Source organism: Chitinophaga varians (assembly GCF_014529945.1).
GTDB classification, from domain to species: Bacteria; Bacteroidota; Bacteroidia; order Chitinophagales; family Chitinophagaceae; genus Chitinophaga; species Chitinophaga varians.
Genome location: NZ_JACVFB010000001.1, coordinates 192260 through 212020 on the forward strand (window position 1 = coordinate 192260; position 19761 = coordinate 212020).

Consider the following 19761-nt stretch of genomic DNA (forward strand, 5'->3'; position numbering starts at 1 on the left):
TGTGTATTAGAGAACAACAAACAATAATTTTTTTTCATAGTTTTTGCATTCTGCAATTTATGAGCTTATTTTGTTGTAAGCATTTACAGGCCGGAAAACGCTGAGGGCGTTGTATTGCATAAAATCAGACTTACGTATGTTAATGAATTTGCTTATCCGTAACTACATGTATTTTGCCAATCGCAACATGCCTGTAAAACCATATTCACTGTCTTTTTGGGAGAAGAAGAAGGCATTTTGGCAACGTTTTTCCGGCAAGGAGAATATATTATGCCCTTCCTACAGATGGATGAAGACACCGGGTAAGTCAATACCAGTGCCGGAGCTGAAAGGACTGTATGATAATGATACGCTGGGACACTGGACAATGGATGCCGCTTCTATGGTGTTGCTCTGGAACCGGCTGGTAAAAGAACGTCCCAAAGTGATTGTGGAGTGTGGCTGTGGGGTCAGCACGATCATGTTTGCCAAATATTTTTCCCTGCATCGCCCTGACGGCATTTTATTGTCGTTGGAACAGGACAGTAAAGAAAAAGCCCGGTTAGAAGGTAAGTTAAAGGGCCTGGGCCTGGAAAAAGGGATACATATCTACCATTTGCCTGTCGTAGGACCTGATCAGGGATATGACTTCGCGCAGTTTGGCGGTTTGGCATCTTTACCTTTTATGGAGCCATTTGACTGGTTAGTGGTGGACGGCCCTGCTGGCGGGGATGATAGCCGGTACAGTACCGTGCCTTCGCTGCAATCAATGGCCAAACCAGGCGCTGTCTGGTTCCTGGACGACTCTCTTCGTGACGGGGAATTAAGTATATTGGAGCGCTGGAGCCATTTACCCGGCGTAGTGGTGGAGGGTATCTACCCGATAGGTAAAGGATTGGGAGCCGGATCATATAAATAACAGTTATGGCAACATTAGCACCGATTATTTTTTTTGCATATAAGCGGCCGGAGATAACCAGGAAAGCACTGGAAAGCCTGGCGCTCAATCCGGAAGCGGCGGAGAGTGAGTTGTATGTTTTTGCGGACGGACCAAAAGAAGGTGCTACTGCAGAGGCGTTGCAGCAGATTGCGGCCACCCGGGAAGTGATCCGTAGCCGTAAATGGTGCGGAACGGTACATATTGCTGAGCGGGTACAGAATTACGGACTGGCCAAATCGGTGATCACCGGCGTAACGGAAGTCATTGAAAAACATGGTAAAGCGATCATTGTGGAAGACGACCTGGTGTTATCGCCTTATTTCCTCCGGTATATGAATGAGGGCCTGGACCTGTATGAAGACGACGCTCAGGTAGCCTCTATCCACGGTTATCTTTATCCGTTGCTGGAGAAAATGCCGGAAACGTTTTTTATCCGCGGGGCCGACTGCTGGGGTTGGGCCACCTGGGCCCGGGCATGGAAACAGTTTGAGCCTGACGGGCAGAAGCTGTATGATGCCATCCGGTTGAAAGGAGAGAGCAGGGCGTTTGATTTTAATAATACCTACAATTATATGAAGATGCTGCGCAAGCAGATCAGCGGCCAGAACGACTCCTGGGCTATCCGCTGGAATGCTTCCGCATTTTTGAAGAATATGCTGACTTTGTATCCTTCCCGTTCTCTGGTACAGAATATCGGTGGGGATGAATCGGCCACACACATGGATGAAGCGGATACGGTGAAGTATGAAGTAACCCTGTCACCCACGCCGATACAGCTGCAAAAATTGCCGCTGGAGGCCAGCGTGCTGGGCACGACTGCCTTTGAGGACTATTTTAGGTCCACCAAACTGGGCCTGGTGCAAAAGATTAAACGATTTATCAAAAAAAGATAGGAGCCGGGTGATGTTAATGTGAGTGTGCTGATGCGGTGCTGGTTGCCGGGAGCCAACAATCAAAATACCATATCCATGCGCAATGACAACCGGAATTATGACTATTCGGAGATTCCAGTCAACAGAAGGCCTGAATACAGTAAAATCATCAGTTTACTTAACAAAGGGGAGAAAGTACTGGACCTGGGCTGTGGCAACGGTTTGCTGATCGAGGCCATGCAACAGGAAGGACAATGTAGCTGCAAAGGCATGGAGCTCTCCGAATCCGGTGTGGAAATATGCCGGCAAAAAGGGCTGGACGTCATTACGGGGCGTATTGATGAAACGTTGCCTTATGGAGACAACGAGTTTGACGTGGCCGTGTGTAATGTGACCATCCAGATGGTGCTGTATCCGGAGAAATTGTTAGCCGAAATGAAAAGGGTTTCCCGCCGTCAGATCATCTCATTTCCTAACTTTGCCTACTTTATGAACCGCCTGGACATGCTCGTGAATGGCAGAATGCCCACCCGGATGTTGTTTGGTTACCGGTGGTACAATACCGGCCATATTCATCAGCTGTCTGTCCGCGATTTTAATGAGCTGTTGCAGGCCGTAGGCGGACTGCACACCAAACGCAAGTTATATGTGTCGGCCGGCTTTAAGCCGATAGATGTGCTTGGCGGCCTGTTTCCCGGATGGTTCCGTAAGACCGTCATCCTGGAGATAGTGAAGGAATAAAACCTGATTATGAACGAAAGAGATACTACATTATATTATTGTACGCTGTTTGACAGTAATTATTTGTCCCGTGGCCTGGCCATGTACACTTCGCTGGCAGCGGTATGTTCCGATTTCCATCTGTACGTTTTTGCTTTTGACGACAAATGTCTGTCTGTATTGCGGAAAATGGCATTGCCACATCTGACAGTGATCTCGCTGGCAGCATTTGAAGATCCGGAGCTGCTGAAAGTGAAACCTACCCGTAACAGGGCAGAATACTGCTGGACCTGTAGCTCTTCCACGATTCTGTATTGTATTCAACAGTTTCAGTTGCCGCATTGTACCTATATCGACGCGGACCTGCTTTTCTACAACGATCCTCATGTATTGATGGAGGAGATGGGCAACCACGCTGTCATGATCACCGAACATCGGTATACTCCCCGGTATGATAAGAGTAAATTAAGCGGCAAGTATTGCGTACAGTATATCACTTTCCGCAACAACCGCTGGGGCATGGAAGCCTTGCAGTGGTGGCGTAACGCCTGCCTCGACTGGTGTTACGACCGGCACGAGGATGGTAAGTTTGGTGACCAGAAGTATCTGGATGACTGGACTTCCCGCTTCCTGAACGTATGGGTAATGGAAAATCTGGGTGGAGGTCTTGCCCTGTGGAATATCCAGCAGTACGACGTATTTAAAAACGGGGACCGGCTGCGTTGCCGTGAAATCAGTACCGGTAAGGAATTTGATCCGATATTTTACCATTTCCACTACCTGAAGTATTTTACTGATAATACCATAGAGCTGGGAAGGCGTATCATCACGCCAGCCGTGAAAAAGTTGTTCTATGAGCCATATATCCTGGAACTGGAAGCATGCAAGCGGCGGATACAGGCGGTAGACCCGTCTTTTGACCCGCATGGCGCCAGGCCCCGGCCATCAGGACTGAAAGCCACGTTGGTCACCATCTGGCGCAAACTGAGAAATGTTTATCATATATATCCCCTGAAAGAATCCGGGATTTAAATACAGCGTATGGCACATATCATCAATCTGACGACACATAGTGATAAACGGGGGAACCTTACCGTCATAGAAAAACAGATTCCTTTCTCTATCAAAAGGATCTTTTATATCTATGGCGTGGATGATTCCATAAGAGGAGGCCACCGCCATCACCATACCATACAGGCCGCCATCTGCGTGCATGGCAGCTGTATTGTATCCAACAACAATGGCAAGGGAGAGCAGACCGATTTCGTGCTGGACCATCCCAATAAATGCCTGATACTGGAACCGGAAGACTGGCATACCATGCACCATTTTACACCCGACGCGGTATTGCTGGTGATGGCATCCACTCCATTCGACCCGGCGGATTATATTTATGAACCTTATGACAACTGATAGGTTATGATCGATTATGAGAACCTGGGCTTACTGAACAAGCCTTTCTTTGACGAATTCAAAACTGCTTTCAACGATACACTGGAAAGCGGCTGGTACATACTGGGCAATAAAGTAAAGGAATTTGAAACAGCCTATGCACAATATCACGGGGTAAAACACTGCCTCGGACTGGCCAACGGTCTCGATGCGCTGATCCTGAGCCTGCGTGCGTTTAACTTCGCGCCGGGTGATGAAGTGATTGTGCCTTCCAATACATATATCGCTACTATTCTGTCTATTGCGCAGTGCGGCCTGAAACCCGTGCTGGTGGAGCCGGATATCAATACTTACAATATCGATCCGGAAAAAATTCCGGCAGCGATCACGCCCCGTACCCGTGCCATTATGGTGGTACACCTGTATGGTAAGAGCTGTGAGATGGACAAGATCATGGCCATCAGGGAAAAACATAACCTCGTGCTGATAGAAGACTGTGCGCAGTCACATGCCGCCACTTTCAAAGGGCAGCTGACTGGTACTTTCGGTGAATTTGGCGCATTCAGCTTTTATCCGACTAAAAATCTCGGTGCCCTCGGTGACGCTGGTGCCGTTGTTTGCAACGACGATGAACTGGCCACAGCCATCCGCCGGCTGCGCAACTATGGCTCCGATGTAAAATACTACAATGAAGTGGTAGGCTACAATTCCCGTCTGGATGAAGTACAGGCTGCATTCCTGAGCGTGAAGTTCAAATACCTGGCACAGATCACGGAACATAAACGGAAACTGGCCGATGTTTATCATCAGGGACTGAAAAGCGATTTTATCAAACCTGTGGTACACCCCGACTATTTTGATGTGTATCATATCTACAATATCCGCCACGAACGCCGGGATGCACTGAAACAGTTTCTGCTGGACAATGGCGTGAAATCGGATATCCACTACCCGTTACCACCGCATCAGCAGAAGGCCATGAAAGGTATTATCGACGGTGATTCGTACCCCATCTCTGAAGAGATACACCGTACCACACTGAGCCTGCCATGTTCCTATTGTCATACAACAGCAGACATCGAGAAGGTAGTGGAAGTGATCAATAAATTTTAAAGACAGTAACTGTGACGGATAAACGATCATCACCGGTTGTCAGCATCATTACCGTATGTTATAATGCGGGCAGGTTCATTGAAAGCACCATCAAAAGTGTGCTGTCGCAGACTTACCCGCATATCGAGTATATTATCGTGGATGGTGCCTCGAAAGATAATACGCTGGAGGTGATAGCGCCGTATCGCTCCCGGATAGCCCGGGTAGTATCAGAAAAAGATAACGGTCTGTATGATGCGATGAACAAGGGGATGCAGCTGGCTACCGGCGAATACCTGCTGTTCCTCAATGCAGACGATACACTGATGAATGATACGGTCATTGAGAAGATGCTACATACCTGTCCGGATGCTGATGTGTATTACGGAGAAGCGATGTTTATCGATGAGCAGGGAAATGAACTGGGCCTGCGGTCGGAACAGACACCGCACCAGGTGCCGGCGCAGCTCAACTGGAAAAGCCTGAAACATGGCATGGTAGTGTCTCATCAGGCCTATGTTATTCGCCGGAAGTTGAGCCCTCTCTATGACCTGCAATATAAAGTATGTGCAGACATTGACTGGATGATCAGAACTTTAAAAGCTTCGCGTAATATTTGTAATACGCACCTCACCGTGTCGAAGTTCAGGGTGGGTGGTACTTCCAAACAACATCAACAGCTGGCGTGGAAGGAACGTTACAAGATATTGAGTCGATACTACGGTCATATACCTAATTTCACGCATCACCTGTTTATCGGGTTGCGGTATATTTTCTCTAAAAAATATTAATTGATATTCCGGGGCAGGCCTAAAAGCCTTTTTTACTTTGAGGCAGCCCAGGTATATTTCCCCATATAGTGATACGACTGAGAAACTGTTGTATCTTAATGCTCCCAACAAAAGTCCATTGCTCAATGAATTACTGGAAGCATAGCCTGTTGTCCAAAAAGAAATTCGACGGCGAAGCAGCCGATTACCTGCATATTCACAAATTTCTCGACAGCAGTAAACTGTTTTACTTCAACCTCCGCCATCGTATATTGTTGCATCATACCTATGGTATCGATCTCTGCACAAAAAAGTTTGGTGAAACCCTGGTCAACTCCTCCAATCAAACGATCCTCGTGAGAGATATAGCGGCCGAGCACTGTAAAGAAGATCTTTTGGGAGTGGTGCCTACCTTAAATCAATGGTTTAAATATTGACCGATTTCAATCCGGAACCCGGGGAAATTGAAGATACGATTTGGTCAATGCAGGAATACATCATTCAAACCTTACGCATACCAGACGCAGGAGAATTTCAAATGAACGGGAAAGGGGAGATCTATCTGAAAGGTAATGAAGTCAGGATACAGCATGAGTCGGTGCTGTTGGAAATTGTGGATTATAATGAAGAAAAGGGTGAACCGGTTTATAATGAGTCCGGGGAACGGGAAGGTGGTGACAAGTTATTATTTACAATATAGCATTTGGAATAGGGGATACTTGTAGAAGTTTGTGGTACCCTTCTGTGATCATCATCATTATTCCTGTAAATACAAAGGGCAGACCGTCTTGGTCTGCCCTTTGTATGCTGTTATGCAGTAGTTTACGCTGCTGTCTTCTCTTCTTTCTTACGTGCACTGATGATCTCCCATATGAATGAACCAATTACGACCAACACCAATATGATGGACGTAATGGATGAAATTTTCTGGGCTTTGTAGAAAGTCGTCGGCTCGAATTTCAGATCAATCTTATGCTGACCAGCCGGTATTTTCAGACCGCGCAAAGCGTAGTCCACTCTTACGATATCCGTCTTCTTACCATCAATGTAAGCGTTCCAGCCGGCGGGGTAGTAGATCTCGGAGAATACGCCGAGGCCTTCCTGTGTGTTGTTGGACGCATATTCCAGGCTGTTGAGGCCATATTTGGTGAGTTTGATGGCCGCGTTGCTGTCTATAGGAGCAGGCTGATAGTTAGCACCAAGTTCTTTTGCAAAACGTTGGTCTACCACGGCAGAATCTTTGGTGTGCAGGTAATCCAGTGTTTTCATTTCTGTATTGGCATCAGGCGCCCATACGATACCTTTTACGAACCAGGCGTTGCCGTTAGCATCCGGATTGCGTTGTGCCACCGGTTGACCGGTTTTCTGGTCAGGCACAATGAAGTATTTTGTATTGAGCATATTGAGCACGCCCATATTGTTTTTAGATATCTGATGGGTGATCAGGTCCTGATAGATCCACAGTTTAGCGGGGCTATAGCCACCGATGTTTTTGTGGTAATAAGATGGGATGGCATCCTCAAACGGGCTGGTGGTGAGATTGAAGACGCGGTAATAAGGGTCTGGGTCCTGTTTGATTTGCAGATCGGCGGGAGATGGTTGAAGTTGGGCCATCTGAGCTGATTCATCCACAAAGCTGTCTTTGCCGAGGTAGTTACGGTCTACCTGTACGAGATCTATTGTTACAGCTGCTAAAATGATCAATGCAGCAGGCTGCCATTGCAGTTTATCTTTCAGGTAAGCCCAGATAGCGCCGGCAGCAATCAGGATAAACACCAGTGAGCGGATGCTGTCTTTTAGCAGCAGGGCACTGCGGTCTTTTTCCAGTGCGCGGATCATGAGTTGGGCGTTTTCTTTGCCACCCAGCATCTGCGCAAAGTAGCCCAGCATGGTTTCGTCGCTGTGGCCGCTGAAGTTCATGAACATGCTACCGAAGATGCCGATCACGACAATGATGCCACCAGTGATATAGAGGGCCTGTTTGAGTTTTTTTAGCAGTACTTCCTTGCTGTGTTTGCCGTTGGCTACTTCCTGCAATGCCCAGCAGCCCAGTATCACAAAGGTGAGGGAGGGCAGTACCAGGGCCTGGGCCGGCGCTCTGAATTTGTTGTACAGTGGCAGATGATAGAAGAGGAAGTCATTGATAAAACCGAAGTTTTTACCCCATGAGAGGATGAAGCCGAAGAGTGTAACTGCCAGGAGCCACCATTTATGCCAGCTGTCCACTACCAGCAGGGAGAGGATGAACAGGAAGCAGATGATAGCGCCTACATATACAGGGCCGGAAGTACCTCTTTCCTGTGCACCATAGTACAGTGGAAATCTCATCTGTTCCATGTATTGTTCCACCTGTGCAGCTGGCGCGCCGAGGCTTACCATTTGTTCGTACACGTGGGAGCCGGTGCCCAGTTTCTGACCAGAGGAGTTGCCCACATAGCCGGGAATCATGAAGGTGAAGGATTCCGGGACGCCGTAGCTCCATTCAAAAGCATAGTCTCTGTCCAGGCCGGTGGATTTATTTTCTTTTGAATCTTCTTTACCTAATGTCAGTTCAGATTTGCTGCCACGCATCGTATAGTCGGTATATTCTTTTACCGGCATCAGGTTGTCTGCGGCCGGCAATACGGCTAATACGCCTGCGATCGCGAGCAATACGGAAGCTTTGAAGAATTGCGGTATTGTTTGTGTTTTATACGCATGAACGAATGCGCCCACTACCAGCATCAGTACCATGATCAGGGTATAATAGATCATCTGGAGGTGGTTATTGTAGATAAGCAGGCTGGTGGCCAATGCTGTGAGTCCAAAACCGGCAATCAGGCGTCCGCGGTAGGTGAGGATGATACCGGCCAGTACGGCGGGCATCAGGGCAATGTCATACATCTTGGTGATGTGTCCCAGATCGATCAGGATCACGTTGTAGGAGCAGAAGGCAAATGCGATGGCGCCCATTATCCGTATCCAGTATTTAAAGTCCAGGATACAGGCGAGGAGGTACATGCTGATCATAGCGAGGAACAGCATGTTAACAGGGGAGGGCAGGCCAAGGGGTACTATTTGATTGACACGGGTGAGCGCATTTTTGCCGGGGCCTGTGTAAATCACATAGGAAGGCATCCCGGAGAACATGCTGTTCGTCCACAAAGGGGTCTCACCGGTCGCTTCATAAAAGTCCTTAGCCTCTTTGGCCATTCCGTTTACGTTCATCATGTCGCTCTGGTTTACTATCTTGCCTTCCAATACAGGAGAGCAGTAAACCGTTGCCAGCAATATGAAGATGCCAATTGCTGCCAGATGCGGAAGAATGGCTTTTAGCCAGTTTTGCTTCATCGGATATCTTGTATTTAGTTTTAAAGGAACAAAAATAACTGTAATTTATCCGAAATTTCAATATGCGTTGGATTCGATTTGTGTTAAAATTTGCATTTATCTGCAACCTGTGCTTTATTTTGGGGCAGTTGCTCCGGATCACCGCATATGACCACCGGCTGGACGTAGTGGTGGAACATGTGCTGGTGCTGGGCGTGGGAGTAGCTTTTCCGTTGAATCTGATCGTATGCCTGGTCACTGCGGTGTTGCTGATGGTGAAAAAAATACAGTGGAAGCCGTTACCGCCGTGGTTATTCCTGTGTAATGCCGGTATTTTAATATTTCAACTTATAGTCTCTTATTAAATGGTCAAGCAACTATTAAATGATAAGCCTACGCGGCTTTTTGTCATATTTGCCAGCTTTTTTGTAGCCAATGCGCTGATAGCGGAATGTATCGGCGGTAAATTGTTTTCGCTGGAGCGCTTACTGGGATTGCCCGTACATACGTTCACGTTGTTTGGGGAGAGCGGTTTGTCGTATACGCTGACAGCCGGTGTGTTATTATGGCCGCTGGAGTTTGTGATGACAGACATCGTGAATGAGTTTTACGGGCCGGTGGCGGTGCGTCGTATCTCTTATACGGCCGTAGCGCTGATTTCCTATGCGTTTCTGATGTTTTTTGTGGCGATGAGAGTGCCGGCAGACAGCTGGTGGATAGGTAGCAGCAGCGCCGAAGGGGTACCGGACATGCAGAAAGCATTTGTCGGTATTTTCGGGCAGGGGATGTGGATCATCCTGGGCAGCCTGTCAGCTTTCCTGATAAGCCAGATCGTGGATGTGACCGTGTTTCACCGGATAAAAAAACGTACCGGCGAAAAACACGTATGGTTACGTGCCACGGGATCTACCATTGTATCACAGCTGGTAGACAGCTTTATTGTATTGTTTATTGCCTTTAAGGTGGGGAAAGACTGGAGCTGGCAGCGTGTGCTGGCGATCTGTATGGTCAACTACAGCTATAAATTCGTAGTGGCGGTAGCGTTAACCCCGCTGATTTATCTACTGGAGCATCGTATTGTGCGTTACCTGGGCCACGATACGGCGGCCCGCATGAAGGCGGCCGCCATGGGCAAGGAAGAAATGCCGGTAATGGATGTGGTGCCGCACGACTAATAGCGTGCTTTCACCATATCAGCTACCACTTTATCGATTGGGAGGGTAACGGCTCCGGCCGAAAAATCCTCCCAGTTGATCCAGCGGGCATATTCTACTTCAGACACGCCTTCCGGCACGTTGAAATCAAACGGTTTGTCAAGCGTTTGCGCGGTGAAGGGAGATAGTGGTTCCACCAGGTAGTAGATGGAGATGATCTGTGTTTCGTTATCGAATGCAGAGATCTGAAAAAAATCGGTGGTATAGATGTGTTCTACCACGCGTACATCCTGTGCCAGTTCCTCGCGCCACTCCCGTACCATACATTCCAGTGTTCCTTCTCCGAATTCGAGCCCGCCGCCGGGAAATTTGGTATAATACCCGCCACGGATATACTCGTCTGTTACCAGTACCTGTTTACGGTCATTGATCATAATGCCGTAAACACGTACGTTGAATCCTGTTTGCATATGCTTATTTAACTGCGTCGATGATGATGGAAGTGTAGACAGGCTTACCGTCAACATTTCTTTCGTCGTAACGGATAGAGCGGTGTACCATGCCATCGGACTTGTTCCATTCGTTAAAATGGAACTCGCCGTTTTCGTCGTAGTACTCCAGTGGCTTTACGGTAAAGCCGGCATCTGTCAACAGTTGGGTCATGAGTTTGTAGGTGTACAATACTTTATGATCGTCTGCTCCCCATCCTGTACCGCCGGGTTTTACGATGTTGATATAGTCCGCATTCGGATGGAAACCATCGGGTACGGCTATACGTAAGTAACCGCCTGGTTTAAGGTAGCGGTAGCAGGTACGTGCGCCGATGAGGCCTTGTTCGTAGGTGAGGTGTTCCCACACGTGCTCTGCCAGGAAAACAGATACGGAGGCGTTGGGAATATATTTGTTCCAGGAATCGGGGACCAGCAGGTTGAACTGCTCTACTTCTGTCGGGATCCATCCCTGTTCAAACACATCGCTGGCACCGATGACCAGTTTCCAGTCAGTCGTATTCTTAAGCGATTTTATCAGGTTTTTTTCAGCGATGGCGGCTTTCATGGTGTTGTAGCCGCTCAGCGCTTTGGCTTTTCGTACGATATTTTTTAACAGAGCTGCCATGGGCGGAGATCAGGTTATAAATGAAATCAGGGTGTAAATATAACAGAATAAAGTAAAATACCGCGTCCTGAATCGCAGGAAGCGGTAACGGGTACAGCCGTGGCAGTATATTTTGTCGGTATTAAAACCACTTTTTCTTCATGAAATACATGCTGATGATCACGGAAATCACGATAGAAAGGATGATGGGTATATAAAAAGCATGTATACTGTGCTGATAGGGAAGTTCTACGTTCATACCGTAGATACTGGCCACCAGCATGGGAAATGTAAGGATGATCGTGATGGAGGTCAGCCTTTTCATCACCACGTTCAGGTTATTGGAGATGATGCTGGCGAAGGCGTCCATCGTGCTGCTGAGGATATTGGTGTAGATATTGGCCATTTCCAGCGCCTGGGAAGTGTCTACGATCAGGTCATGGAGGAATTCCTTTTCATCTTCATTGAGGCCCAGGAAGTTGGTCCTTTCCAGTTTCATCAGCAGCAGTTCATTGCTGCGGAGGGCAGTAACGAAATAAACAAGGCTTTTCTGGATACGCATGATGGCCAGCAGCTCTTCATTCCGGTTGGAATCATAGAGTTTAGCTTCCAGCATATTTCTGCGCTGGTTGATTTCTTTGAGGTAATCGAGGAAATTGACCACGACTTTCTCGAAGATCTTCAGCACCATCATGTTCCTTTTTTCAGGAGAGCGGTTATGGAAAGTGTCCAGGAACCTTTTGATGGCCGCGTTATCAAAAGAATTGACCGTCAGGATCTGATTATGCGTAAGGATGATCACGATCGGGATGGTGATGTAATAGGCATCGCTTTCATTGATGGAGTTGTTCTCCGTCGGTGTTTTGATAACGATGAGTTTTACGTTGTCTTCCAGCTCGTAGCGTGACTTTTCGTCGATATCGAGGGAGTCGGTCAGGAAGTCCAGCGGTATGTCCAGTGCTTCAGAGAGCTGTTCAAATTCAGCCTGTTTCAGCGGAGGGGTGATGTTTACCCAGGCGTCGTTTTCAGGCGCCTGGATAGCCACTGTCTTGGAATCGATGTTTTTGAAGTATTGGATCATCTGCAGGGGTAAAAAAGCGTTATCAGCCAATGGTTATTTGTCCTTCGAACACGAGGGTGGCGGGGCCACAGAGCCATATGTTGGAGAAGGAACGTTCGCCGGTGCGGGTAAAGCGCACTTCCAGTTGTCCGCCCAGTGTCTGCACGGGCACTACATATTCTTTCTCTTCTTTTCCGGCGAAGGTAATAGCGGCAGCCGTGACGCCGGTTCCGCAGGAATAGGTTTCATCTTCCACACCTCTCTCGTAGGTACGTACGAAGATACCGTTTTCAAAAGGCTGTACGAAGTTGACATTGGTGCCTTCTGCAGCAAAACGTTCATTGTAGCGTATCTGGCGGCCTTCATCAAATACGTTCACCGCCTGTACATCATCCACATATTTTACGAAGTGTGGTGAGCCGGTATTGAGATAATAATGCAGTGGGCCCTGTTCCACGAAGTCAACGTCCAGCATTTTCAGGTTGACCCAGTTCTCGCCGTCCATCGTGGCTTCATGTTCGCCATCTACTGCGATAAAATACAGGTTACCGTCGCCCACGCCCATTTTATGTGCAAAAGCAGCGAGGCAGCGGCCTCCGTTGCCGCACATAGAACTTTCGCGGCCGTCGGAGTTGTAATATTTCATGGCGAAGTCATAGTCCTCACTTTTGTTCAGGAGCATCAGGCCGTCGGCGCCGATACCGAAACGGCGGTCGCACAGCTCGTTCACCTGTTCGTTGGTGAGCCAGTCGTACTGCCCTTGCCGGTTGTCCATGATAACAAAGTCATTGCCGGTACCCTGATATTTATAGAAATGGATCTGTTGCATAAGGCAAAGATAGAAAAGAATGTATTTGATTTTCCAGGGCTGTGGGCCAGAGGGGAAAATATTAACGGGAAATTGATAATTCAGGCGTGAATTGCGGTGTCCTGGTGTTAATCATGGTGTCCAATATTAATCCTGGTGTCAATTCCGGTATTATCATGCTATCCATCCCGATATACCCGGTTTTAATCGTGGCGTCAATCATGGCGCCCCAGGGCTCACGCCCTGGGCTACGATGTTGTTCAGGCTTTCAGGTATGCTTGTTCCATCATTTATGGCATTAATCTTTATATGCAGTATAAATAGGCTTAAAGCTGTTAGTGACGGATACAGCTTATGAAACACGCCTGAAACACATCGTATCCCAGAGCGTGAGCCCTGGGATACCGGAATGGGATGAATATGCGATGCGGAATGGATTTTTACAGTCCCGCGATAATCCCCAGGCCTTTCTGTATCAGAGCTTCCACGGCAGCGGCGCCGTCTTTCGTGAATTCCTGGCGGATGCGGTTAGCCACGATGGCGCTGATGGACAGGCATTGGTGGCCCAGTACGCGGCCCATACCGTAGATGGCTGATGTTTCCATCTCGAAGTTGGTGATGCGTTGTCCTTCATAGGAGAAACCGGTGAGGTTGTCGATCAGGTTCGGGTTGGAGAGCGGTCCTCTGAGCATACGTCCCTGTGGCGCGTAGAAGCCGGGGCAGGTAACGGTGATGCCTGTATGAAATCCGTCGGTAAAATGCTGACGCAGGTCTTCGCCGGCGGCGAAGAGGCAGGGATTGGCGCCTCCTGGTTGCAGCATTACCTGTCCGCGGAAGGCTTCCAGCAGTTGTTTTTCTTCTGTGGTATTTTCAAAGGCGTAATAGGCCATGAGGTTGTCGAGGCCGAGACCATGAGAAGAAACCACGAAACTGTCTACCGGAATGCTGTCCTGCAGTGCGCCGGAAGTACCGAGGCGGATTACCTGCAGGGAGGTCAGCTGCGCTTTCACGAGACGTGTCTGGAAGTCGATATTAACGAGGGCGTCCAGTTCATTGAGTACGATATCGATATTGTCTGTACCGATGCCGGTAGATACGACAGATAATCTCTTATTTCCGATATAACCGGTATGTGTAACAAATTCGCGGTGTTGCGATTGGTGTTCTATTTTATCGAAATGTTTGGTCACGGCCGGAACACGGTCCGGGTCACCCACCGTAATGATGGTATGGGCCAGTTCTTCCGGTCTCACGTCCAGGTGATATACCGCTCCACGGCTGTTGATAATAAGCTCAGATTCAGCAATACGTTTATTCTCCATGTTATTAATTTTTAATTCAACATTCCTTGTTGGCACCTCAATATTCCCACGTTCTGTATAATTATCAAAATATTTTTTTAGATATTTTTTGAATAATATTTGGTGGTTATCAGAAATTTACTACTTTTGCAATCCCACAAAACGACGGGGACGCCCGCTGAAGGCAAGCATCAGCAAGTGTTTTAGTCGGATGGTATGGTTCCGTGGCCGAGTGGCTAGGCAGAGGTCTGCAAAACCTCGTACAGCGGTTCGAATCCGCTCGGAACCTCAGATGGGAAAGTAAGAAGCCGCTCTTGTAGCGGCTTTTTTTATTGTCCTTGTCCATGGCCGCTTTTCGGTTACGGATAGATGCTGATGGGTGCTGACGAAAGCACGCGGAGTCTATGCTGATCATGTGATAAAAAGACAGGTGTTTATCCCCGTTATGTTTTACCATTCTTTTATCCCCTTTTGGGTTCTTATCCAGCCACTTTTTTTCTCAGAAAATTAATTTTTTTGTTTGATCATTTACGTTTTAAATGTCGTAAATTGCTTATCCCGCAAAAGTTTGGGGGTGTTCCCGGAAACCAGTCAGAGAGATAGGAACACCCTATTCCGGAAGGCTTTTGCACTTTCCCGATAATTCTAAAAGTGTGGCGATGACAGAGATCATTAAAGTAACCGCAGCAGATACCGGAAGCCTGGAACAGGTAAAGCTACTTTTCAGAGAATATGCCAACTGGTTAAGTGTTGACCTTAGCTTTCAACAGTTTGAAGACGAGATGGCTCATTTGCCAGGCGCTTATTCCGCCCCCGGCGGCGCCCTTTTGCTGGCCAAAGTAGATGGCCAGGTGGCAGGATGTGTGGCTATCCGTCCTTTTGACAACACGACCGCCGAAATGAAACGCCTCTTTGTAAGAGACGTTTTCAAAGGCCATGGTGTAGGCAAAGCATTGGCAGCTGAGGCGATTGAAGAGAGCCGTAACCTGGGCTATAAACGTATTCTGCTCGATACGCTGGCGCATATGCGTCCGGCGATAGAATTGTATACGTCGCTGGGATTCCAGCCGATAGCTGCTTATTACGACAACCCTATCAGCAGCGCAGTATACCTGTCACTGAGTCTGGAGAAAGCTTCCTGAACAGTGGCGGGACGGCGCCAGCAACAAGTGCTTTTATATTAGCGTTTTTGCTGCCTGGCGCCGCTGTGTGAGTTAGCCGATTGACGGCAGTTTGTACCCATTATGATATCCGGCAGCCAGCATTTGATTGGCGTCGCTGTCGGTAAACTGCTTTGCGTGTTTGTCCCAATACAGTTTTTTCCCGGTCCTGAAGGCGATGTTCCCCATTTGTGCCGTGGTGGCGATATGTGCGCCAGCCTGTACAGGTGTGCGCAGGTCGTCGAGGCGGCGTGAACGAACAACGTCGATGAAGTTCTGCGTATGCAGCGTAAGGCCATTGTCTACCGCTGCCTGGCGGGCAACAGCCTCCATTTTGTCCTTTTCGGGGATCACTTCCCATCCGCCGCGGTCCAGTACCAGCGTGCCGTTGTTGCCGATAAAAGCAATACCATGGTCGCGCCCGTAGGGACCACCATTGATGCCCTGTGCCTGTTCCCACTGGATATTAAATCCATCGAATTCATACACGGTAGTGAGTGTATCCGGCGTTTCGGCGGCATCATCGGGATAGGCGAACTTGCCTCCGGCGGCCATCACCGATTTGGGTGTTTCTGCTTTCATGCCCAGCAGGGCGTAATCGAGCAGGTGTACGCCCCAGTCGGTCATGAGGCCGCCCGCATAATCCCAGTACCAGCGGAAATTGAAATGGAAGCGGTTGGCGTTGAAGGGCCGTTCTTTGGCGGGGCCCAGCCAGGCTTTATAGTCCACGCCGGCAGGAGGGGCGCTGTCGGGCTTAACCGGTATGGATTTCATCCAGCCCATATAAGCCCATGCCTTCACCAGGCGTATCTGTCCCAGTTTGCCGGAATGTACAAAAGCGACGGCGTCTTTAAAGTGCTGCTGGCTGCGTTGCCACTGGCCCACCTGTACGGCGCGTTTGTGTTGCTGCTGTGCGGCCACCATGGCGCGGCATTCGATAATGGAATTGCCTACCGGCTTTTCCACGTATACGTCTTTACCGGCGGCGCAGGCGTCAGTCATCTGGAGGCAGTGCCAGTGGTCCGGTGTGCCGATGATCACAGCATCGATGGACTTGTCATCGAGCAGCTTACGGTAATCACTATACGCTTTTGCTTTGATGCCTTGTTGAGAGAGCTCGCCCACGCGCTTGTCCAGCACGTTGCGGTCTACATCGCAGAGCGCCACACATTGTGCGGCCGGATGTTTGAGCATGGCGGTGAGGTCAGACCATCCCATACCATTGATACCGATGGCGGCGATGCGGACACGGTCGGAGGGGGCAACGGCCCGTAAACCGGCGGGCAGGACGGACACCAGGCCTGTACCGGCCGCCAAAGCGGACGCGGAACGGAGGAAGTCCCTTCTGGAATGTTTCATAAGTGGAATTTTAGGTCAACAAAATAATAAAAAATAACAAAGGCTGGTCTCGAAAGACCAGCCTTTGTTGTCAGAATTTATTCAAAAGAATTAAAAATCGGGTTCATCGTTGGTATCATCATCATCGTTGCTCAGGCTGAAATTCATCATGGTGCCAAGCAGATCACTGAAACGGGTATCGTTTTCTCCTACTTTTTTACTGATGAGAGAATAGGATGCCAGTCCGTGCAGCACGAATTCCATCAGCAGCAGGGCTTCGCGGTTGTTGGCCTGCGGGAAACGGGCTTTCACCATATCTTTTAGTCCTTCTACTTTATTGAGCGTGTTTTCGTACTGTTTGTCGCTGATGTCCTGTAGCAGTTGCAGGCTGTTGCCTTTGTCGAACCACTGGATAACGCTGCGGTATGGATTTTCCACGGGCACGGCCTGTTTCCTTTTCTTGAACGAATCAGGATTGGGGAAGTAGGTGGCAAAGAGCGTGCGGATGGATTTGTCGAGCAGGTTGTGTGCTACCTGTAGCGGGCCTTCCTGTTCGCCTTCGTACACCAGCTCTATTTTACCGGTGATGGCCGGAATAATGGACATCAGGTCGGCTATACGTACGTGTGTTTCTTTTTCTTTGTTGATGATGGCGCGTCTTTCGCCGGAGCTGACCGCATTTTCAAAGGCAGCGATCGTGAGACGGGCGGAGACACCGCTTTTTTTGTCTACATATTCGCTGTTACGCGCTTCAAAGGCTACCTGTTCAATCAGTCGTTTCACCATATCGGAGATGGCCACGCGGGCTTCCTGATCGGTATGGATATCGGCTTCCTGTTCGGTGATGAGCAGGGAGTTTTCCACGCTTTTCGGGTAGTGGGTGATGATCTGGCTTTCGATCCTGTCTTTCAGCGGCGTGACGATAGAGCCACGGTTCGTATAGTCTTCGGGGTTAGCGGTGAAGACAAACAGGATGTCCAGCGGCATCCTCACTTTGAAGCCACGGATCTGGATATCGCCTTCCTGCAGGATATTGAACAGGGCTACCTGTATACGTGCCTGGAGGTCGGGGAGTTCGTTGATAACGAAGATGCCGCGGTTGGAGCGGGGGATGATGCCAAAGTGGATGGCACGTTCGTCGGCATAGCTGAGTTTTTGATTGGCAGCTTTGATAGGGTCTATATCACCGATGAGGTCGGCCACGGACACATCTGGTGTAGCGAGCTTTTCAGCGTAGCGGTCGGTGCGCGACAACCAGGTGATGGGCGTTTTATCGCCTTTTTCCGCAACGAGGTCACGGGCGTAGCGTGACAGCGGGTGGAACGGGTCGTCGTTGACTTCAGAGCCTTCCACGATGGGAATATATTCATCGAGGAGGTCTATCATCTGGCGTGCCATGCGGGTTTTAGCCTGTCCGCGGAGACCGAGGAACAGGATATTATGCCGGGAGAGCAGGGCTCTTTCGGTGTCTGGTATAACCGTATCTTCATAGCCAATAATGCCGGGGAAGGAAGTTTCTTTTTTCTGCAGTTTTTTGATCAGGTTGCGTCTGATTTCCTCTTTGACTGAAACGGGTTGATAGCCACTCTTTTTCAGTTCACCTAACGTCTTGATGCTCGTATCCATGTTTAAAAGTTACGCAATTCCTTGCCGGTTTTTAGAATAATTTTCGTTTCCCGTTTTCAAAGTCATAGAACAGGAACTGGCCCAGGTTGTCGGTGCCGGAGAAAAAGGCTTTACCGTTGTTGGTTTCTGTAAACTCCTGTACAAACTTCTGCAACCAGGGATCTGTGGCTACCATGAAGGTAGTGATGGGTATTTTCAGTTTTTTGCATTGCGCGGCCAGATTGAGTGTCCGGTTAAGGATTTTACGGTCCAGGCCGAAGCTGTTTTTGTAATATTCTTTCCCGATTTTCAGGCAGGTAGGTTTCCCGTCTGTGATCATAAAGATCTGTTTGTTGGGATTACGGCGGCGGCGCAGCAGGTCCATGGCCAGTTCCAGGCCTGCCACCGTATTGGTGTGGTAGGGGCCGACTGTCAGGTAGGGAAGATCTTTGATCTCCACCTGCCAGGCATCGTTCCCAAAAACGATGATGTCCAGCGTATCTTTCGGATAGCGGGTAGTGATGAGTTCACTGAGGGCCATGGCCACTTTTTTGGCTGGGGTGATCCTGTCTTCCCCGTACAATATCATGGAGTGGGAGATATCGATCATCAGGGCGGTGGAAGTCTGGGTTTTGTAGTCTGTTTCCTTGATTTCCAGGTCATCCTGATGAATGGAGAAGCTGTCGATGCCGTGATTGATCTGGGCATTGCGGATGGAGGCGGTCACATCGAGCTGATCGATGCTGTCACCGAACTCGAAGGGCCTTGTTTCCGCATTGAGCTCGTCGCCCATGCCTGATTTCCGGATATTGTGATTGCCGACAGTGGATTTTTTGAGTTTTCCGAAGATCTCTTCCAGCGCGTTTTTGCGGATAGTTTGTTCCGTTTTGGCGGTGAGTTCGATCTTGCCGGTTTCTTCATTTTCTTTCAGGTATCCTTTTTCGCGGAGTTCCTGAATGAAGTCACCTATGCCATACTCATCGTTGGTCAGCCCGAATTCCTTATCCAGTTCTGTGAGCCACTGCAGGGCTTCTGTAACATCTCCGCTGGTGTAGGTGAGTAGTTGAGTGAAGAGGTCCAGCAGTTTCTGGAAGGGAGATCGGGTATCTTCGTCCGGTTTGAACCGGGAAAAAATTATTCCTCTCATAGCACAAAAATCAAATCAA

General features: G+C 48.9%; 21 protein-coding genes and 1 tRNA gene. 13 read left to right on the forward strand and 9 right to left on the reverse strand.

Features of this window, described 5'->3' with window-relative positions:
- The first annotated feature begins 136 nt into the window (after positions 1 to 136).
- The 9 genes from ICL55_RS00735 to ICL55_RS00775 all read left to right on the forward strand — a co-directional run bounded on the left by ICL55_RS00735 (position 137) and on the right by ICL55_RS00775 (position 6465).
- Positions 137 to 898 (forward strand): class I SAM-dependent methyltransferase, encoded by a 762-nt coding sequence (locus ICL55_RS00735; RefSeq protein WP_188094133.1) that lies wholly within the window; start codon positions 137 to 139, stop codon positions 896 to 898.
- Between the two features lie 5 nt (positions 899 to 903).
- Complete coding sequence (locus ICL55_RS00740) at positions 904 to 1812, forward strand: glycosyltransferase family protein (RefSeq protein ID WP_188094134.1); 909 nt, start codon at positions 904 to 906, stop codon at positions 1810 to 1812.
- A 75-nt stretch (positions 1813 to 1887) separates the two neighbouring features.
- A complete protein-coding gene (locus ICL55_RS00745) occupies positions 1888 to 2532 on the forward strand; it encodes a methionine biosynthesis protein MetW (protein WP_188094135.1) in 645 nt (214 codons plus the stop codon).
- 9 nt (positions 2533 to 2541) lie between these two features.
- Positions 2542 to 3543 carry a glycosyl transferase gene (locus ICL55_RS00750; protein ID WP_188094136.1) on the forward strand — a complete coding sequence of 334 codons (1002 nt, stop codon included), beginning with the start codon at positions 2542 to 2544 and terminating at the stop codon, positions 3541 to 3543.
- Between the two features lie 9 nt (positions 3544 to 3552).
- Positions 3553 to 3924 (forward strand): sugar 3,4-ketoisomerase, encoded by a 372-nt coding sequence (locus tag ICL55_RS00755; protein ID WP_188094137.1) that lies wholly within the window; start codon positions 3553 to 3555, stop codon positions 3922 to 3924.
- 6 nt (positions 3925 to 3930) lie between these two features.
- Positions 3931 to 5016 (forward strand): DegT/DnrJ/EryC1/StrS family aminotransferase, encoded by a 1086-nt coding sequence (locus tag ICL55_RS00760; RefSeq protein WP_188094138.1) that lies wholly within the window; start codon positions 3931 to 3933, stop codon positions 5014 to 5016.
- A gap of 11 nt (positions 5017 to 5027) precedes the next feature.
- Positions 5028 to 5786 (forward strand): glycosyltransferase, encoded by a 759-nt coding sequence (locus ICL55_RS00765; RefSeq protein WP_188094139.1) that lies wholly within the window; start codon positions 5028 to 5030, stop codon positions 5784 to 5786.
- A gap of 125 nt (positions 5787 to 5911) precedes the next feature.
- On the forward strand, positions 5912 to 6202 hold the full coding sequence (locus ICL55_RS00770; RefSeq protein ID WP_188094140.1) for a DUF6915 family protein: 291 nt from the start codon (positions 5912 to 5914) through the stop codon (positions 6200 to 6202).
- Positions 6199 to 6465 (forward strand): hypothetical protein, encoded by a 267-nt coding sequence (locus ICL55_RS00775; RefSeq protein WP_188094141.1) that lies wholly within the window; start codon positions 6199 to 6201, stop codon positions 6463 to 6465. Before ICL55_RS00770 ends, ICL55_RS00775 begins: the two co-directional genes overlap by 4 nt.
- 122 nt (positions 6466 to 6587) lie before the next feature.
- Here ICL55_RS00775 and ICL55_RS00780 read toward each other — a convergent pair whose 3' ends face one another.
- Positions 6588 to 9095 (reverse strand): YfhO family protein, encoded by a 2508-nt coding sequence (locus tag ICL55_RS00780; protein WP_188094142.1) that lies wholly within the window; start codon positions 9093 to 9095, stop codon positions 6588 to 6590.
- A gap of 62 nt (positions 9096 to 9157) precedes the next feature.
- On the opposite strand from ICL55_RS00780, the gene ICL55_RS00785 reads away from it, so the two are divergent.
- Together ICL55_RS00785 and ICL55_RS00790 are read left to right on the forward strand one after the other, a co-directional pair.
- Positions 9158 to 9439, forward strand: a complete 282-nt coding sequence (locus ICL55_RS00785) for a hypothetical protein (protein ID WP_188094143.1) — start codon at positions 9158 to 9160, stop codon at positions 9437 to 9439.
- On the forward strand, positions 9440 to 10249 hold the full coding sequence (locus ICL55_RS00790; protein WP_188094144.1) for a queuosine precursor transporter: 810 nt from the start codon (positions 9440 to 9442) through the stop codon (positions 10247 to 10249).
- Here ICL55_RS00790 and ICL55_RS00795 read toward each other — a convergent pair.
- The 5 genes from ICL55_RS00795 to ICL55_RS00815 form a co-directional block, all read right to left on the reverse strand.
- Positions 10246 to 10698: an NUDIX domain-containing protein gene (locus ICL55_RS00795; protein ID WP_188094145.1), complete on the reverse strand. Its 453-nt coding sequence runs from the start codon at positions 10696 to 10698 to the stop codon at positions 10246 to 10248. The two genes, ICL55_RS00790 and ICL55_RS00795, sit on opposite strands and share 4 nt — an antisense overlap.
- 4 nt (positions 10699 to 10702) lie before the next feature.
- On the reverse strand, positions 10703 to 11344 hold the full coding sequence (locus tag ICL55_RS00800; protein WP_223151245.1) for a class I SAM-dependent methyltransferase: 642 nt from the start codon (positions 11342 to 11344) through the stop codon (positions 10703 to 10705).
- A 121-nt stretch (positions 11345 to 11465) separates the two neighbouring features.
- The gene (locus ICL55_RS00805; RefSeq protein WP_188094146.1) at positions 11466 to 12404 is read right to left on the reverse strand and encodes a magnesium transporter CorA family protein; all 939 of its coding nucleotides are present in this window, start codon (positions 12402 to 12404) and stop codon (positions 11466 to 11468) included.
- Positions 12405 to 12426: 22 nt separating this feature from the next.
- A complete protein-coding gene (gene dapF / locus ICL55_RS00810; RefSeq protein ID WP_188094147.1) occupies positions 12427 to 13212 on the reverse strand; it encodes a diaminopimelate epimerase in 786 nt (261 codons plus the stop codon).
- Between the two features lie 419 nt (positions 13213 to 13631).
- Positions 13632 to 14513, reverse strand: coding sequence for a nucleoside phosphorylase (locus ICL55_RS00815; protein ID WP_188094148.1), 882 nt, complete (start codon positions 14511 to 14513; stop codon positions 13632 to 13634).
- 197 nt (positions 14514 to 14710) lie between these two features.
- On the opposite strand from ICL55_RS00815, the gene ICL55_RS00820 reads away from it, so the two are divergent.
- A tRNA-Cys gene (locus ICL55_RS00820) sits at positions 14711 to 14781 on the forward strand.
- Positions 14782 to 15151: 370 nt separating this feature from the next.
- On the forward strand, positions 15152 to 15634 hold the full coding sequence (locus ICL55_RS00825) for a GNAT family N-acetyltransferase (protein WP_188094149.1): 483 nt from the start codon (positions 15152 to 15154) through the stop codon (positions 15632 to 15634).
- Positions 15635 to 15706: 72 nt separating this feature from the next.
- Here the strand turns inward: ICL55_RS00825 and ICL55_RS00830 are convergent, their stop codons facing one another.
- The 3 genes from ICL55_RS00830 to ICL55_RS00840 all read right to left on the reverse strand — a co-directional run bounded on the left by ICL55_RS00830 (position 15707) and on the right by ICL55_RS00840 (position 19742).
- On the reverse strand, positions 15707 to 17011 hold the full coding sequence (locus ICL55_RS00830) for a Gfo/Idh/MocA family protein (protein ID WP_188094150.1): 1305 nt from the start codon (positions 17009 to 17011) through the stop codon (positions 15707 to 15709).
- A 90-nt stretch (positions 17012 to 17101) separates the two neighbouring features.
- Entirely contained in the window at positions 17102 to 18616 is a 1515-nt protein-coding gene (locus ICL55_RS00835) for a sigma 54-interacting transcriptional regulator (RefSeq protein WP_188094151.1), read from the reverse strand.
- A 31-nt stretch (positions 18617 to 18647) separates the two neighbouring features.
- Positions 18648 to 19742, reverse strand: coding sequence for a vWA domain-containing protein (locus ICL55_RS00840; protein WP_188094152.1), 1095 nt, complete (start codon positions 19740 to 19742; stop codon positions 18648 to 18650).
- Positions 19743 to 19761: the final 19 nt, after the last annotated feature.